This is a genomic window from Micromonospora sp. LOL_015 (assembly GCF_048060275.1).
Taxonomy (GTDB): Bacteria; Actinomycetota; Actinomycetes; order Mycobacteriales; family Micromonosporaceae; genus Micromonospora_E.
In genome coordinates this window covers 172,319-187,042 of sequence record NZ_JBHMIO010000005.1, presented here as the reverse complement: position 1 = coordinate 187,042, position 14,724 = coordinate 172,319, and the positions used below count along the sequence as shown (strand labels likewise).

At 69.5% G+C, this 14,724-nt stretch carries 14 protein-coding genes, 1 tRNA gene and 1 pseudogene; 8 read left to right on the top strand and 8 right to left on the bottom strand.

Annotated features, from left to right (window positions below; all coding sequences use genetic code 11):
• Nucleotides 1-32 precede the first annotated feature (32 nt).
• The 4 genes and pseudogenes from ACFHWU_RS07660 to ACFHWU_RS07645 form a co-directional block, all read right to left on the bottom strand.
• Nucleotides 33-275 (bottom strand): annotated as a pseudogene (locus ACFHWU_RS07660) (hypothetical protein); the annotation flags it as partial.
• A gap of 94 nt (nt 276-369) precedes the next feature.
• A complete protein-coding gene (locus tag ACFHWU_RS07655) occupies nt 370-1,080 on the bottom strand; it encodes an HNH endonuclease family protein (protein ID WP_416556610.1) in 711 nt (236 codons plus the stop codon).
• Nucleotides 1,081-1,176: 96 nt separating this feature from the next.
• Nucleotides 1,177-2,874: a 2-isopropylmalate synthase gene (leuA, locus tag ACFHWU_RS07650; RefSeq protein WP_416590197.1), complete on the bottom strand. Its 1,698-nt coding sequence runs from the start codon at nt 2,872-2,874 to the stop codon at nt 1,177-1,179.
• A gap of 511 nt (nt 2,875-3,385) precedes the next feature.
• Nucleotides 3,386-4,228: a hypothetical protein gene (locus tag ACFHWU_RS07645; RefSeq protein ID WP_416590174.1), complete on the bottom strand. Its 843-nt coding sequence runs from the start codon at nt 4,226-4,228 to the stop codon at nt 3,386-3,388.
• A gap of 276 nt (nt 4,229-4,504) precedes the next feature.
• Here ACFHWU_RS07645 and ACFHWU_RS07640 point away from each other — a divergent pair, with 276 nt between their 5' ends.
• Both ACFHWU_RS07640 and ACFHWU_RS07635 read left to right on the top strand, forming a co-directional pair.
• Complete coding sequence (locus tag ACFHWU_RS07640) at nt 4,505-5,770, top strand: aspartate kinase (protein ID WP_416556612.1); 1,266 nt, start codon at nt 4,505-4,507, stop codon at nt 5,768-5,770.
• Nucleotides 5,771-5,776: 6 nt separating this feature from the next.
• On the top strand, nt 5,777-6,856 hold the full coding sequence (locus ACFHWU_RS07635; protein ID WP_416590173.1) for an aspartate-semialdehyde dehydrogenase: 1,080 nt from the start codon (nt 5,777-5,779) through the stop codon (nt 6,854-6,856).
• A gap of 425 nt (nt 6,857-7,281) precedes the next feature.
• On the opposite strand, the gene ACFHWU_RS07630 is transcribed toward ACFHWU_RS07635, so the two are convergent.
• On the bottom strand, nt 7,282-8,688 hold the full coding sequence (locus ACFHWU_RS07630; protein ID WP_416590172.1) for a Tat pathway signal protein: 1,407 nt from the start codon (nt 8,686-8,688) through the stop codon (nt 7,282-7,284).
• A gap of 266 nt (nt 8,689-8,954) precedes the next feature.
• Between ACFHWU_RS07630 and ACFHWU_RS07625 the strand changes: the two genes are divergently transcribed.
• Genes ACFHWU_RS07625 through ACFHWU_RS07605 form a run of 5 tightly spaced genes read left to right on the top strand, consistent with a single transcriptional unit; the run spans nt 8,955 to nt 10,117 of the window.
• Complete coding sequence (locus ACFHWU_RS07625) at nt 8,955-9,278, top strand: DivIVA domain-containing protein (RefSeq protein ID WP_416590171.1); 324 nt, start codon at nt 8,955-8,957, stop codon at nt 9,276-9,278.
• Nucleotides 9,275-9,517: a hypothetical protein gene (locus tag ACFHWU_RS07620; RefSeq protein WP_416590170.1), complete on the top strand. Its 243-nt coding sequence runs from the start codon at nt 9,275-9,277 to the stop codon at nt 9,515-9,517. Before ACFHWU_RS07625 ends, ACFHWU_RS07620 begins: the two co-directional genes overlap by 4 nt.
• Nucleotides 9,510-9,713, top strand: coding sequence for a hypothetical protein (locus ACFHWU_RS07615; protein ID WP_416567919.1), 204 nt, complete (start codon nt 9,510-9,512; stop codon nt 9,711-9,713). Before ACFHWU_RS07620 ends, ACFHWU_RS07615 begins: the two co-directional genes overlap by 8 nt.
• Nucleotides 9,710-9,925 carry a flavin reductase gene (locus ACFHWU_RS07610; protein ID WP_416567920.1) on the top strand — a complete coding sequence of 72 codons (216 nt, stop codon included), beginning with the start codon at nt 9,710-9,712 and terminating at the stop codon, nt 9,923-9,925. Before ACFHWU_RS07615 ends, ACFHWU_RS07610 begins: the two co-directional genes overlap by 4 nt.
• A complete protein-coding gene (locus tag ACFHWU_RS07605; RefSeq protein WP_416590169.1) occupies nt 9,926-10,117 on the top strand; it encodes a hypothetical protein in 192 nt (63 codons plus the stop codon).
• Nucleotides 10,118-10,204: 87 nt separating this feature from the next.
• Here ACFHWU_RS07605 and ACFHWU_RS07600 read toward each other — a convergent pair.
• Nucleotides 10,205-10,281, bottom strand: a tRNA-Pro gene (locus ACFHWU_RS07600).
• A gap of 109 nt (nt 10,282-10,390) precedes the next feature.
• A complete protein-coding gene (locus ACFHWU_RS07595; protein WP_416567921.1) occupies nt 10,391-11,284 on the bottom strand; it encodes a metallophosphoesterase in 894 nt (297 codons plus the stop codon).
• 25 nt (nt 11,285-11,309) lie between these two features.
• Between ACFHWU_RS07595 and ACFHWU_RS07590 the strand changes: the two genes are divergently transcribed.
• Nucleotides 11,310-11,765: a GatB/YqeY domain-containing protein gene (locus ACFHWU_RS07590; RefSeq protein WP_416590168.1), complete on the top strand. Its 456-nt coding sequence runs from the start codon at nt 11,310-11,312 to the stop codon at nt 11,763-11,765.
• A 151-nt stretch (nt 11,766-11,916) separates the two neighbouring features.
• On the opposite strand, the gene ACFHWU_RS07585 is transcribed toward ACFHWU_RS07590, so the two are convergent.
• On the bottom strand, nt 11,917-14,361 hold the full coding sequence (locus ACFHWU_RS07585; protein WP_416590196.1) for a penicillin-binding protein: 2,445 nt from the start codon (nt 14,359-14,361) through the stop codon (nt 11,917-11,919).
• Nucleotides 14,362-14,724 lie beyond the last annotated feature (363 nt).

Genomic DNA, 14,724 nt, shown 5'->3' with positions numbered 1-14,724 from the left:
GCGAGCCGCTGCCGTACGGGTTGTCCGCAGTTTCAGCCGTCCGGGCGGTGCAGCAGGCCGACCGCGATGGCGTGTACGGCGTCCAGGCCGGCCGGGTCGGCCAGGTCGGCCCGGCCGCCGGTCACCACGTACCACTCCGCGGCGTCCTTGTACTGCACGCGGAGGGTGACCTGGCCGGCGGCGAACTCGGTGCGCAGCGTCAACTCGCCGGTGATCACACCGACCTCGTCGGTCATCACCCCGCCCGGCCCGGTGACGATGTCCCGGGTACGGCTCGACTCCACCGGCTCGCCCATGGTCAGCTCCTGTCCTCTCATCGGCCACCCGTACCGCCGTCACCGACCGGTCGGTGTCAACGACCGGTCGCGGTCACGGACAGGTGGTCAGCATGTCAGCCAGCGCCGCCTTCTCCGGCTCGGTGACCGACAGCTCCCAGTAGTGCTTGACCGTGATCCAGTCCTGGGCGTACTGGCACCAGTAGTCCCGGTTCGGTGGCTTCCACTGCGACGGGTCCTGGTCACCCTTTGCCCGGTTGGTCGACGCGGAGACCGCGATCAACTGCGGGCGGTCCAGGTCGTTGGCGAACTCGCGGCGCTGGTCGTCGTCCCACTCGTCGGCACCGGAGCGCCAGGCGTTGGCCAGCGGGACGATGTGGTCGATGTCGAGGTCGCCGGGGTCGGTGAAGGACTCGCCGTCAAACGCGCTGAGCCACTGTCCGCCGACCACGTTGCAGCCGTCCAGCTCGATCGCCGTGCCGTCGCGTTCCAGGACGGTGTCCCGCACGTCGCAGTTGCTGCCGGCGGAGCTCCAGTGCGGGAAGTGGTCCCGGCTGTAGCCCCGCATGTCACCGGCGGACGCCACGGTCAACTGGTCGAGCAGCGCGGACGCCTGATCAGCGGAGCCGTCGCCGGAGCCGTCTGCCGACCCGCCGGGCGGCGTGGCGGTGGGGGAGCCGAGGGTGATGTCGACGGACCCGCAGCCGGCGGTCGCGACGAGCGCCAGGGCGGCGGCTACCGCGACCGCCGCCCGGCGCGGATCGAATCGGATGGTCCAGGGACGCTGTCGAAAAGGGGTTCGCACCTGCTTAGCTTGCGGGTGCCGGGCGGTCAGCGCCAGGCACCCGCCGTTCCGGCGTTTCGCCGGAACCTAAGTGGATCTTGGCTCGGTGCCGCCGGCTCAGCCGGCGCGTCGGCTGCGGTTCACCGCGCTGGTCACTGCCCGCACCGAGGCGATCACGATGTTCGAGTCCAGCCCGACACCCCAGACCGTACGGTCGCCGACCTCGCACTCCACGTACGCCGCCGCCTGCGCGTCGCCGCCAGCGGAAAGCGCGTGCTCGTGGTAGTCCAGCACCCGCACGCTGACGTTCACCGCCTGCAGCGCGTTGACGTATGCGTCGATCGGGCCGTTGCCCGCCGAGTCCAGGGTGTGCCGGACGCCGTCGACCACGACCACCGAGGTCGCTTCCACCTTGCCGTCGACCGTGCTTGTCGCGTACGACTCCAGGGTCACCGCCGGCCCGGTCCGCTGACCGCCGAGGTACTCGTCGGCGAAGATGTCCCACATCCGCTGCGGCTCGATTTCGCCGCCGGAGTCGTCGGTGACGGCCTGCACCACGCCGGAGAACTCGATCTGCAGCCGCCGGGGCAGGTCCAGGTTGTGTTCCTGGCGCATCACGTACGCCACCCCGCCCTTGCCGGACTGCGAGTTGACCCGGATCACCGCCTCGTAGGTGCGCCCCACGTCACGCGGGTCGATCGGCAGGTACGGCACCCCCCAGGAGTGGTCGTCGACCTGGACGCCGGCTGCGTCGGCGTCGGCGGCCAGCGCGTCAAAGCCCTTGTTGATGGCATCCTGGTGGGAGCCGGAGAACGCGGTGTAAACCAGGTCCCCGGCGTACGGGTGCCGCTCGTGCACCGGCAGCTGGTTGCAGTACTCGACGGTCCGCTTGATCTCGTCGATCTGGCTGAAGTCGATCTGTGGGTCGACACCCTGGCTGAACAGGTTCAGCCCCAGAGTTACCAGGTCGACGTTGCCGGTGCGTTCACCGTTGCCGAACAGGCAACCCTCGATCCGGTCCGCGCCGGCCAGCAGACCCAGCTCGGCGGCGGCCACGGCGGTGCCCCGGTCGTTGTGCGGGTGCAGCGACAGCACCACACTCTCCCGCTGTGGCAGCCGCCGGTGCATCCACTCGATCGAGTCGGCGTACACGTTGGGGGTGGCCATCTCGACGGTGGCCGGCAGGTTGATTATCAGCGGCCGGTCCGGGGTCGGCGCGATCACGTCGATGACCGCGCTGCACACCTCCAGCGCGTAGTCCAGCTCGGTGCCGGTGTACGACTCGGGGGAGTACTCGTAGAAGATGTCGGTGTCCGGGGTGTGGATCTCGGCGTACTTCTGGCACAGCCGCGCCCCGGTGGTGGCGATGTCGGTGATCCCGGCCTTGTCCAGGCCGAAGACCACCCGGCGCTGCAGCACCGACGTCGAGTTGTAGAAGTGCACGATGGCCCGCTTCGCGCCGCGCAGCGACTCGAAGGTCCGGTCGATCAGATGCTCCCGGCACTGGGTCAGCACCTGGATCGTGACGTCCTCGGGGATCAGGTCCTGCTCGATCAGCTGCCGGACGAACTCGAAATCGGTCTGGCTGGCCGCCGGGAAGCCGACCTCGATCTCCTTGTAGCCCATCTGCACCAGCAGCTGGAACATCCGGCGTTTGCGGTCCGGCGACATCGGGTCGATCAGCGCCTGGTTGCCGTCACGCAGGTCGACGGCGCACCACCGGGGCGGCTGCTTGATGCGGCGGGTTGGCCACTGCCGGTCGGGTACGTCGACGGCGAACTGCTGGTGGTAGGGCTGATAACGCTGGTACGCCATCCGGCTCGGCTGCTGCCGGGCGATCGGATCGGTGGCGGGCTGGTCGGTGGCGACCCGATCGGTGGTGGGCTGGACGTCGACGGACTGCCGTGCTGGGCCGGCGGTTGGCTGTGCCATGGTGCGATCTCCTGGTCTGGGACGGTCCCGCGCTGTCGCGTCCGCCGGCCGGCGGCGGCACCTCGGTCCGGTCGGCCGGCAGGGCCCGGCGGCGATCCGGTCGCGGTGGCCGCGTCGGTCATGGTGGCCGTTTCGGTCGCGGTGGCCGCGTTGGTACGGCGAAGGGCGGCGGCCCGGTTCGGTCAGCTGGGCGGCGCGCTCGCCCAGGTGCGGCGAACGGTGCCGGAGCGGCTGGACAGCGTGGGCGCGGATGGGGTCAAGGCGGCGCGGGTCAACTCCGCGACGAGGTGCCGGCCTCGGGGGCCTCGTCGCGGCAGCGAAGGAGGAGCGCCTGCCACATGACGGCTCTCACCCTACGTGGTGATCGCGGGTTGGCAAAGCCCGGCCGGAAATCTCAGCCGGTGCCGGTCGTGGATCCGCTGCTCGTCGGCGGGGTGCCGGCACCGTTCGGCGGCACCCCGGTGGTCACCGGGCCCGGCAGCGTGATCGACGGCGGGGCCGCGCCCGGCTGGCCCGCCAACAGCAGCGTCCCGAGCTCCAGCCGTGCGCCGGTGAGGGTGCCGTCCGGGCGGTAGCAGTAGATTCCCACGTCCAGTGGCGGCTGCAACGAGGTGGTGGTCGACTCCACGGAGAAGCAGGTGCCGTCGGCGCCGTCGAGCGGTTCGGTCACCGACACCGCCAGCGGGGCACGCCGGTCGGCCAGCACCGCCCGCCAGTCGGCGAACAGGTGGTGCAGCCGAGGGTCGAGCGCCGGTTCGACCGCCGCGTCCGGGTCGCCCAGCCGGACACAGTACGACGTCACCGGGTTTCCGGCCGACGGCAGCGCACATCGGAACAGGCCATCGTCGTTCTGTGCCATCGCGACGTCGCCCGTGCCGCTCGTGCTGCTCGTACCGCCCGCGCCGCCTGGGGCGCCGCCCGGAATGTCCACCCGCCACCCGCCGTCCTCGGCCAGGGTCACCGCCACCGTCCGGTCCGGCCGACCTGGGGTCTGCAACGTGTAGAACGCTGTCATCCGCAGGTCGCTGGCGGCGGCGGCCGCCGCCGCCAACTGCGCCCGTGGTTCGGCCGGCGGGGTGCTCCCTGGCGCCGACGGCGACTGCTCGCCGGTCGGCGTGCCCTGCGGCGACGTCACCGGATCGGTGGAATCGCAGCCCAGCAGGGACAACGTGACGAACGCCACGCAGGCCAGCGCGGCAGGCGCGTTTCGTGACGCTACGGGACCCCGGGAACGCATCCGCCCATTCTGCGTACCCGCTCGGGTTTTGCGGCCGGGCGGCCCACGGACACGCCGATTTCCGTCGCCGGCCCGCCGACGACCTGCGGCCTTACGGTCCGACGGCGGGCCGTCGGCGTGTCGCGAACCGGGCCGGGCCGAACGACCGGCCGTCCCCGACGGACACGGGCGGTGACCGCACCCGGCCGGATCGTGGGAACGGCTGTCTGCGCGGGCTCCGGACGCCGGTACCCTGATGCCGGCAGGTTGGCAGCAGCTGGAGGGGAGTGGACCGCCGTGGCACTGGTGGTGCAGAAGTACGGCGGGTCCTCGGTCGCCGACGCCGAACGCATCAAGCGGGTCGCCGAGCGGATCGTCGCGGCCCGCAAGTCCGGCGACGACGTCGTGGCGGTCGTCTCCGCGATGGGCGACACCACCGACGAGCTGCTCGACCTCGCCGGGCAGATCAGCCCGCTGCCGCCCGGTCGGGAGCTGGACATGCTGCTCACCTCCGGCGAGCGGATCTCGATGGCGTTGCTCGCCATGGCGATCCACAACCTGGGCTACGAGGCGCGGTCCTACACCGGCTCGCAGGCCGGTGTGCTGACCACCTCGGTGCACGGCCGGGCCCGGATCATCGACGTCACCCCAGGGCGGCTGCAGGGCGCCCTGGATGAGGGCGCAGTGGCGATCGTGGCTGGTTTCCAGGGCGTGTCCCAGGACACCAAGGACATCACCACGCTGGGCCGCGGTGGTTCGGACACCACGGCGGTGGCGCTCGCCGCCGCGCTGCAGGCCGACGTCTGCGAGATCTACACCGACGTCGACGGGGTGTTCACCGCCGACCCCCGGATCGTGCCGAACGCCCGGCACATCAAGCAGATCACCTACGAGGAGATGCTGGAGCTGGCCGCCTGCGGGGCGAAGGTGCTGCACCTGCGCAGCGTCGAGTACGCCCGCCGGGCCGGCCTGCCGATCCACGTCCGCTCGTCGTACTCGACCAACACCGGCACCATGGTGACCGGATCGATGGAGGATCTTTCCGTGGAGCAAGCACTCATCACCGGAGTCGCCCACGACCGGAGCGAGGCGAAGATCACCATCGTCGGCGTTCCCGACGAGCCGGGTGCCGCCGCCCGCATCTTCGAGACGGTGGCCAACGCGGAGACCAACATCGACATGATCGTGCAGAACGTGTCGACCGAGGGCACCGGCCGCACCGACGTCTCCTTCACCCTGCCGAAGGCCGACGGCCCGACCGCGATGGCGGCGCTGGGCAAGGAGCAGGAGCGGATCGCCTTCAAGGGCCTGCTCTACGACGACCACGTCGGCAAGGTGTCGCTGATCGGTGCCGGGATGCGTTCCCACCCGGGCGTGGCCGCCAACTTCTTCGCCGCCCTCGCGGATGCCGGCGTCAACATCGAGATGATCTCCACTTCGGAGATCCGGGTGTCGGTCGTCTGCCGGGACACCGACCTGGATGCGGCGGTACGCGCGGTGCACGCCGCCTTTGACCTCGGCGGTACGGAGGAGGCGGTGGTCTACGCAGGCACCGGCCGGTGAGCCCCGGTGCCTGACGCCAGGGCACGCCAGCTGCCCACCCTCGCGGTGCTCGGTGCGACCGGAGCCGTCGGTGCCGTCATGTGCGAACTGCTCACCTCCCGGGCCAACGTCTGGGGCGAGATCCGGTTGCTGGCCTCATCCCGCTCCGCCGGGCGGCTGGTGCGTTGCCGGGGCGAGGACCTCCCGGTGCACCAGGTCAGCCCGGAAGCCTTCGACGGGGTCGACGTCGTCATGGTGGACGTGCCGGACGACGTGTCCCGGCAGTGGACACCGGTCGCCACCGAACGCGGCGCGACCGTGGTGGACAACTCGGGTGCGTTCCGGATGGACCCCGGCGTACCGCTGGTCGTGCCGGAGATCAACGCCGAGCAGGTACGCCGCCGGCCGCGCCGGATCGTCTCCAACGCCAACTGCACCGTCCTGGCCATGATCGTCGCGATCGCCCCGCTGCACCGCGAGTACGGCCTGCGTGAGCTGGTGCTGGCCAGCTACCAGTCGGTCTCCGGAGCCGGCCGGTTCGGCGTGGACCTGCTGCACAGCCAGCTGACCAGGGCGGCCAGCGACCGCACGCTCGGCTCCCGGCCGGGCGACGTACGTCAGGCGGTCGGCGACGACCTCGGCCCGTTCCCGGCGCCGCTGGCGCTCAACGTGGTGCCGTTCACCGGCGAGCTGGCCGACGCCGGCTGGTCCACCGAGGAGCTGAAACTCCGCGACGAGTCTCGCAAGATCCTCGGCCTGCCGGATCTGAAGGTCTCCTCCACCTGCGTGCGGGTGCCGGTGGTGACCGGGCACTCGGTCGCCGTACACGCGGTCTTCGGCAGTGAGGTGACCGCGGACGGTGCCCGCGAGGTGCTGCGCAACGCGCCCGGGGTGATCGTGGTCGACGACCCGGCGAACGCCGAGTTCCCGATGCCGATCGACGCGGTCGGCACCGAACCGTCCTGGGTCGGCCGGATCCGTCGGTCGATGGACGACCCCCGGGCCATCGACTTCTTCGTCACCGGCGACAACCTGCGCAAGGGTTCCGCGCTGAACACCATCCAGATCGCCGAACTGATCGCCCGGGATCTGTCCGTCAGTCGGTGACCGACGCGCTGACGTGCGGCAGACGCTGCCGCGCTTGGCCTCAGCTGTGACTGAACGCAGTGTTTAGGTTGCAGCAGCCAGCCGAAGTGTGCTCTTCTTGATACAGAACTCTTCTAACGGTGCCTAGGGGAAACCCGAACACCACATCCTAAGGCCGCCTTCGGGCGGCCTTAGCGTTTGAGGGAGAATCTTGCACCTCTGCTACCTCGATGAATTCGGGCGGCTGCGAGCCTCCCAACAGTAGCCTTCTGCCACTCCGAATCGCTCACCAGTCCGGATCACGTCTGTTTCGTCCTGCCTCCCCTGTGCCGTCTACCCGCACTCCTGCGGAGCAGGCTGCGGCTCTGCCCGCCACACCTTGACGGCGCATTCTGACGGTGGCGGGTCGGGGCGGTGCTGCTAGATCCAGAAGATCGTGCATTTGGTCAGGTCTCCGAAGGTATACTTCCATCACGAAGAAGAGCGGCACCGCGCTGATCAAGTTGTTTAGCGAATGAGGGTAGGCGCTGGCCAACGCCACCCAGACGCGCTCGCATGTTCTTCACGGCGGCACGCGCCCGGCCCGACTTGACGCCAGTCATCGCGTCCATGGCCATGTTCCAGTTCGCGGCTGCCTCGCCGAGACGGCCCTGCGCGCACTGCACGTCGCCCAGGTTGGCTAACGTCAGCGTGTGAATACGGCGGTAGACATCTGAGTTTCGAGTCGCAATCGACCGGCGGAGCTGCGTCTCGGCGCCCGACATATCTCCCAGATCCCGCAGGGCCTGTCCAGCTTGACTAGCAAGCGAGGTTTCCGTGAAACCGCTGGTCCGAATCCACGGCGGCTCCTCGTCCGGTGCAGATTCCGCAAGGCGCTTCTCGGCAGCAGAGATCGCCGTGGAGGTGCGTGTACGGTCACCTGTTGCCGCGTGACCCCGCGCCACTAGGATCGCGAACAGAGCAGTGGCGGCCGGGGTGGAGCTTCCCTTCGACCAGCCGAGAGCGGATTCCGCGAGGTTGAGCGCCTGTTGCCCGTGACCGAGGTCAACAGCCTGATGAGCCATAGCACGCAGAGTGAACGCTGCAAGTGCGCGGTCGTCGGCTTCATTCGCGAGCCGCAGTGATTGGACGTAGTACCGCTGAGCTAGGCCGTGCAGGGACGAATCAAATGCTTTCCATCCGGCAAGGTAGGTCATCTCCGCAGCCAGGCTGAACATTGCCCTGCGTTCCGAGTCGGACGAGAACCTGCCGCGCAGATAGTCAGCGACATCTGACGAAAGGTATTGAATGACCGCAAGACGGGCGTGGCCGCCGCCGAACCGCTCGTCAGCTCGGCTGAACACCGCCAGCATGTCTCGCACGGCGTCAATCTCGCTGCGGCCTACCGCGACCCCACCGCCTTGTGCGCGTCGCCCTCGGTCTGCGACCTCCTGCCAGGACTCGAAAGGAACCGCGAGCGCAGCCAGCGAGTACAAGGCTTTGAGCGCGAAAGCTCGTCGCTCCAAGTCGGCCCTCCCGATCGTCACGAGGTTGGTGGCGCAGTCGTCCACCCACCAGTCGAGTCCGCCTAGGTCGGCTTCCAGGCTACCGTCCACGTCGAAGCCAAGGTCGGTCGGTGAGACGAGATGACCGAGTCGACGGCTGACCGCTTCGGCGAGGTAGCGAGGGGTTCGACCACTTGGCCGTACCCCTGCGACCCAGTGGCCGACGTGTGACCGATCGCAGGATCGCAGGTCGTCGTTGTGCTCGCGGGCGATGACTCGAACTGCTGCGGCACAGGCATCGTATGACCACCGGCACGCCTTGATCATTTCCCGCAGTTGCTCGTTGCGTTTCCTCTGCTGCCGTGTCATCCGCAGCCTCCCTGGTCGGACCGGCGTTCAACGCGTTCAACGCGTCCAGTGTCCTCACAGGCTACCGGAGGACGCCGACAATCCGTTTACTACAAACAGGTCCTGCCGCACCGGAGTAGAGCGCGGCGATGATCATTGGATGGCGAACGATTGCGCTTCGCGATTCGAACTACTAATCGGCTCATCCATAGATGCGAGTTGTTGATCAGCGTGGCCTCCCCTGGCTGTTGGCTGAGCGTTTGGTGTCGAGTTCACGAGGAGAAGTCATGGAGCAGCGGAGCAGGCGGGGGCGGGTGGTGCCTCGGCGGGGCGTACTCGTCGAGCCGTGGCAGGTCAGGGCGATGCAGTTCGACACCCGGTGGCGTGGGCTGGACCCGGCGGCGGTGTACGCGTACCTGCGGCAGCTCGCCGACGAGCTGGACCGGCTCACCCGGCAGGCCGCCGTCGACCGGGCCGAGGCCGACTGGCTACGCGAAGGGCTGCGGCAGTGGCGGCAACGCCACGTCGGCTGCCGGTTCAACGACCCGCCCGCCGGTGTCTACCGCTCGGAGCACCAGCGCCAGACCGGCGGCAACGGAGGTCACTGGTGAGCGACGAACCGCGCTGGACGATCCACCTGCCGACCCGGCTCACCGGCATCGAAGCCGCCGCCCGGTTCGCCGCCGCGCTGCGGGACTCGCTCGGCCACCTCGACGTCGTCGACTTCGCCGAAACCACGCTGTCGGCCACCGACCGGCCGTTGCTGCGTACCCGGGTATGGGGTGACCCCGGCCCCGACCCGGCCGGCGGCGATCCGGTCAGCGACCGCACCGCGTCGGCCGATGGCTGACCCCGTCCCCCGCCAGGTTGAGATCGACCACCTGACGGAGCTGGTCGACCGGCACGCACCGCGCGCCGACGGCTGCGCCTGCGGTGACCCGCTCGCCGCCGCCGGCCGCTGCTGGCGCACCGAGGTCGCGCTCAACCGGCTCCACGACCTCGGTGTGCACGTCGCCGCCGCCGACCAGCCGGAGAACGCCGGATGAGCATGCACGTCCCGGTCCGCCCGAGCTGGGTCTGCGCCGGCTGCGGGCATGCCTGGCCGTGCCTGGACAGCCGGCGACAACTCACGATCGAGTACGCCGACGCCCGCGTCTCCCTGTCGGTCTACCTCGCCACCAACCTGATCGAGGCGATGACCGACCTGCCGACCGGGCAAGGCGGCGACCTCTACTGGCGATTTCTCGGCTGGCTGTAGATGTCGATTTTGCGCCCCGGCGACGAACCGATGCACTACGACGACGGCTCACACCGCTGGATCCCGCCCGACCCGGACCACGACCAAGCGGCCTGGGACGACCGGGTACGCGAACACCAGAGTGAGCACCGCAGCCGCCCGGACCCACCCCCGCCCCGCTACCGCCTCATCCGGCGATCCGCCGCCAGGTGAGAAACTCGACTGCACCAGCCAGGGCGCTCAGACACGCAGTTGGACATGCGAAGGGCCGTGTCGTCATCGTCGACACGGCCCTTGACCTGGTCGGGGTGGCCGGATTTGAACCGACGACCTCTTCGTCCCGAACGAAGCGCGCTACCAAACTGCGCCACACCCCGAGGTCCGCTGGGCAATACTAGCCCACCGGCCCGGCAGGGCAAATCCGGTATCCCCGGTGCGCCGCCGACGCCCCCGGGTGGCGCGTCACCGGACGCCGGCTGACCTGCGTCAGCGTGCGATCAGGGTCAGCAGGGTGGCCTCTGGTGGGCAGGCGAACCGGACCGGCGCGGTCGGGTGGGTGCCCAGCCCGGCCGAGACGTGCAGCCACGAGTCGGTGCCCGGCCACCGGTGCAGGCCCTTGGCCATCGACCGGGGCAGATCGCAGTTGGTGACCAGGGCGCCGACGAACGGCATGCAGACCTGCCCGCCGTGGGTGTGTCCGGCGAGCAGCAGGTCGAGCCCGTCGGCGGCCATCTCGTCCAGCACCCGGGGCTCGGGGGAGTGGGTCAGGCCGAGACTCAGGTCGGCCTCCGGCGACGGCCGGCCGGCGACGGCGGCGTAGTCGTCGCGCTCGATGTGCGGGTCGTCGACGCCGGCCGCGTCGATCAGCCGGCCGCCGGCCTTGAACGACGCCCGCCGGTTGTTCAGGTCGTGCCAGCCGGCACCGACCAGCACCTCGCGCAGCTCCTCGAACGGCAGGTCCGGGCCGGGTCGGTAGTCCCGCTCGGGCAGCAGGTAGCCCAGCGGGTTCTTCCACACCGGGCCGGTGTAGTCGTTGGACCCGAAGACGAACGCGCCGGGCAGGTCCAGCAGCGGCTGCAGGGCGCGCAGCGCGCCCGGCACGGCGTCCGGGTCGGCCAGGTTGTCGCCGGTGACCACGACCAGGTCCGGGTCCAGCCCGGCCAGCGCCGCCACCCAGGCCTGTTTGCGCCGCTGGTCGGGCATCATGTGCATGTCGGACAGGTGCAGGATGCGCAGCGGTTCCGCGTCCGGCGCGAGCACCGGCACGTCGAACCGGCGCAGGGTGAACATGTTGCGCTCGATGAGCGAGGCGTACGCCAGGGTGGCGGCGCCGAGTGCTGCGGTGCCGGCGGCGAGCCGGAATACGGTGCGCTTTCGCATGCCGACCAGGGTAGTTTGGCCACTCATGAGCACCGTGAAGGACCGCCTGACTGCTGACATGCGAGCCGCGTTGAAGGCCCGTGACGAGCTGACCACCTCCACCCTGCGGATGGCGCTGGCCGCGATCGGCAACGCCGAGGTCGCCGGCAAGGCCAAGCGGGAGCTCTCCGACGAGGAGGCGTTGGCCGTGCTGACCAAGGAGGCGAAGAAGCGCCGGGAGGCGGCTGCGGCGTTCGCCGAGGCCGGCCGGGCCGACCAGGCCGCCAAGGAGCGGGCCGAGGGCGAGGTGCTGGACCGCTACCTGCCGCGTCAGCTCGACGACGAGGCGTTGGCCGGCATCGTCGCCACCGCGTTGGCCGAGGGTGGGTTCGCCGGCAAGGCCCAGATGGGCCCGGCCATGAAGGCGGCCCAGGCTGCGGTGGCCGGCCAGGCCGAGGGGGGCCGGGTGGCAGCCGAGGTACGCCGTCAGCTCGGACTGTGAGCGTCGGCTGGCGCTGTACGCATGCATGATCCGATGCGCCTCATCTGATACCCGCCCGGCGTGTCGCGTCGAAGAGACGAATCTGATCATGAAGTAGCGAAAGGGGCGGGCACCGATCATCGGTGCCCGCCCCGCCGTTCGTTACCGTCGGTCAGTCGTCCGAGCTACCGGGACGTCCCGGCCCGTTGCCGGGACCGTTGCCCGGACCACCGTCACCGTCACCGTCGCCCGGGCTCGGCTGGGCCCCCTGGCCGTTGCTGACCCGGATGATCACCACGCCGCCCTTGATGGTGCGGCCGCTGGGGCTGGTGCCGGCGGCGGTGCCGGCCGGGCAGGTGGAGTCGACCGCACCGGAACGGTCCACCTCGACCTCGAATCCGGCACCGGACAGTCGGGACCGCGCGTTGTCGATCGACTGGCACTGCACGCCCGGGATGGAGCGCTGCTCGCCGCGGACCAGTTTGCCGCTCGGTGCCTTGAACTGCTGCTTCTCCTTGCCCTTCATCGCGTCCCGCAGCGTCTCGTAGACCGCCGGGTTGACGATGTTGTGCGACATGGTGGCGTTGGTGTCGGCCCAGTCCGGGTCGGCCAGCACCCCGGCGACGGCGAGCTGTTTGGTGGTCACCACCATGGTGGCGGTCTTCTCCGCGTCGGTGGTGCCGGTCTTGCCGGCGACCGGGTGCCCGACGATGCTGCGCACGCCGTTGGCGGTGCGGCCCCGGCACTGCGACGTCGACGAGTTGTCGCCGACCGGGCAGCGCGCCGCGTCGATCGCGGCCCGGGCCACCTCGGTGGAGACCACCTGCTTGCACTGCGGCTGGGCGATGTCCAGGCTGTTGCCGTCCTGGTCGCGGATCTCCTTGACCGGGATCGGCTTGCAGTACTTGCCGTCGGCGGCGAGCGTGGCGTAGGCGTTCGCCATCTCCAGCGGCGTGGTGCTGGACACGCCGAGGGTGAAGGCGCCCCACTGGTTGGCGCCCTCCGGGTCGGCGGCGAACCGGGCGTCGTTGGCAGCCCGGAAGGTGATGCCGAGGCGCTGCGCCACATCGACGGCGGAGGCCGCGCCGACCCGCTCCTGCAACGGCACGAAGTACGTGTTGACCGAGGCGCCGAAGGCGCTCCACATGTTGTGTACGCCGTTCATGCTGGAGCTGGCATTCTTCGGGCAGTACTTGTTGGTGCCCGGGCAGGCGGCCGGGCTGCCCTGTTCGACGATGTACTTCGACTCGTACGGGCTCTTCGCGTTGATCGTGTACTCCAGCGGGTAGCCCTTCTCCAGGGCCGCGACCAGCGGGAAGATCTTGAACGTCGAGCCGAACTGGTAGCCGGTGATGTCACCGCCGCCGGTGAGCAGCGGGTTCGTGGTGTTGGGGTAGGTGCCCCGGATGCCCTTGTCGGCCTTCTTCGGGTCACTGGAGAGCTTGTTCTTCGGGTTGTCCGGGTCGTCGAGCTTGTAGTTGCGGTTGACCGCCATGCCGCGGACGTACCCGGTGCCCGGCTCGACCGCCGCCACCATCAGCGCGTGCTTGCTGCCGGTCTTCAGCGCGTCCTCGACGGCGTTCTTCGCCGCGTCCTGCGTCTGCAGGTCGAGGCTGGTGACGATGTGGTAGCCACCGCTCTTGAGCCGCCGTTCCCGGTCGTAGCTGGTGGCGCCGAACGTCTCCTGCTCCATCCACCAGCGGTAGAAGAAGTCGCAGAAGAAGCCCCAGTGGTTCTTGTTGGCGGCGACGCAGCCGTTCGGCGCGCGCTTGCCGTTGACGACCAGCTCGACGGCCTTGGCCTCGTCGGCTTCCTCCTGGGTGATCGCCCCGGTCTTCACCATGTTGTCGATGACGTAGTTGCGTCGGTCGACGGCCTGTGGGTAGCCACCCGGCGTGGTCGGGTCGAACGCCGTCGGGGCCTTCACCAGGCCGGCGAGCATGGCGGCCTCGTCGATGGTGAGGTCCGCCGGCTGCTTGCTGAAGTAGACCTGGCTGGCCGCGAAGACGCCGTACGCGCCGTTGCCGAACGGGGCGATGTTGAGGTAGCGCTCCAGCACCTCGTCCTTGGTCATCTCCTTGGTGAGCTGCATCGCGTACTTCATCTCGCGCAGCTTCCGGGCGTTGGTGTCCTCGGTGGCGGCGATCACGTCCTCAGGGTGGGTCGCCGAGTAGGCGATGGCCAGCCGGACGTACTGCATGGTCAGCGTCGAGGCGCCCTGAGTGGTCTCGCCGGCACCCTGGTTGGCGACGAAGGCCCGCGCGACGCCCTTGACGTCGACCCCGTTGTGCTCGTAGAAGTTGTGGTCCTCGGCCGCGATGATCGCCGCCCGCATGATCGGCGCGACGTCCTTGAGCGGGACGTCGCGGCGGTTCTCGTCGTACATCGCGGCGAGCGTGGTCTTGCCGTCGGCGGCGTACAGGTAGCTGATCTGCGGCGCCCGCTTGACGGTCAGCTCGCTGGGCAGCTTGTCGAAGGTCTCCGCGCCTGCCTTGGCTGCCAGGCCCGACATCGCCACCGCGGGGAACGCGGCAGCGGCGACCACCACGCCGGCCAGCAGCCCGCAGATCAGCAGCGATGCGGCGTTGGTCAGTGGGTTGTGGTCTCGCTTCCGCATCAAGGTCACCCAGTCAGGGTACGTGAGGGACTTAAGAGGTCGCCGTGTGGCGCACCTGTGCATTTCCTGCCGGCTCCGGCCTCGTTGTGCTAAACGCAGAGACCCGTCCGCCGGTTGTGGTCTCCGTCGCCTACTTCTCCCCCGGGAGGTGTGGGAGGCGGGTTTCCCCGTTTCCGCCTCGGGTATCTCTGCCCGGCAGAGCGCCCGACAAGTGCGTTGTGTCCGGATAGGTGGATTTCGTCGATAACGTTGCGCAATCATCCGACTACAGATCATGATGGTCCGGCGAGGATCGCACGGCGGCGTGCTGCGGGGGAAAGCAGCGTCTGCCGCCCGGCTTGCCGACTGACTCCACCGGTTGCA

Bases quoted from the DNA above. Each gene is read 5' to 3' on its own strand.
- leuA (WP_416590197.1), bottom strand. From the start codon at position 2,874: ATGGCGTACCAGCGTTATCAGCCCTACCACCAGCAGTTCGCCGTCGAC.
- ACFHWU_RS07645 (WP_416590174.1), bottom strand. From the start codon at position 4,228: ATGCGTTCCCGGGGTCCCGTAGCGTCACGAAACGCGCCTGCCGCGCTG.
- ACFHWU_RS07610 (WP_416567920.1), top strand. From the start codon at position 9,710: ATGAGCATGCACGTCCCGGTCCGCCCGAGCTGGGTCTGCGCCGGCTGC.
- ACFHWU_RS07585 (WP_416590196.1), bottom strand. From the start codon at position 14,361: ATGCGGAAGCGAGACCACAACCCACTGACCAACGCCGCATCGCTGCTG.
- ACFHWU_RS07595 (WP_416567921.1), bottom strand. From the start codon at position 11,284: ATGCGAAAGCGCACCGTATTCCGGCTCGCCGCCGGCACCGCAGCACTC.
- ACFHWU_RS07590 (WP_416590168.1), top strand. From the start codon at position 11,310: ATGAGCACCGTGAAGGACCGCCTGACTGCTGACATGCGAGCCGCGTTG.
- ACFHWU_RS07615 (WP_416567919.1), top strand. From the start codon at position 9,510: ATGGCTGACCCCGTCCCCCGCCAGGTTGAGATCGACCACCTGACGGAG.
- ACFHWU_RS07625 (WP_416590171.1), top strand. From the start codon at position 8,955: ATGGAGCAGCGGAGCAGGCGGGGGCGGGTGGTGCCTCGGCGGGGCGTA.
- ACFHWU_RS07630 (WP_416590172.1), bottom strand. From the start codon at position 8,688: ATGACACGGCAGCAGAGGAAACGCAACGAGCAACTGCGGGAAATGATC.
- ACFHWU_RS07605 (WP_416590169.1), top strand. From the start codon at position 9,926: ATGTCGATTTTGCGCCCCGGCGACGAACCGATGCACTACGACGACGGC.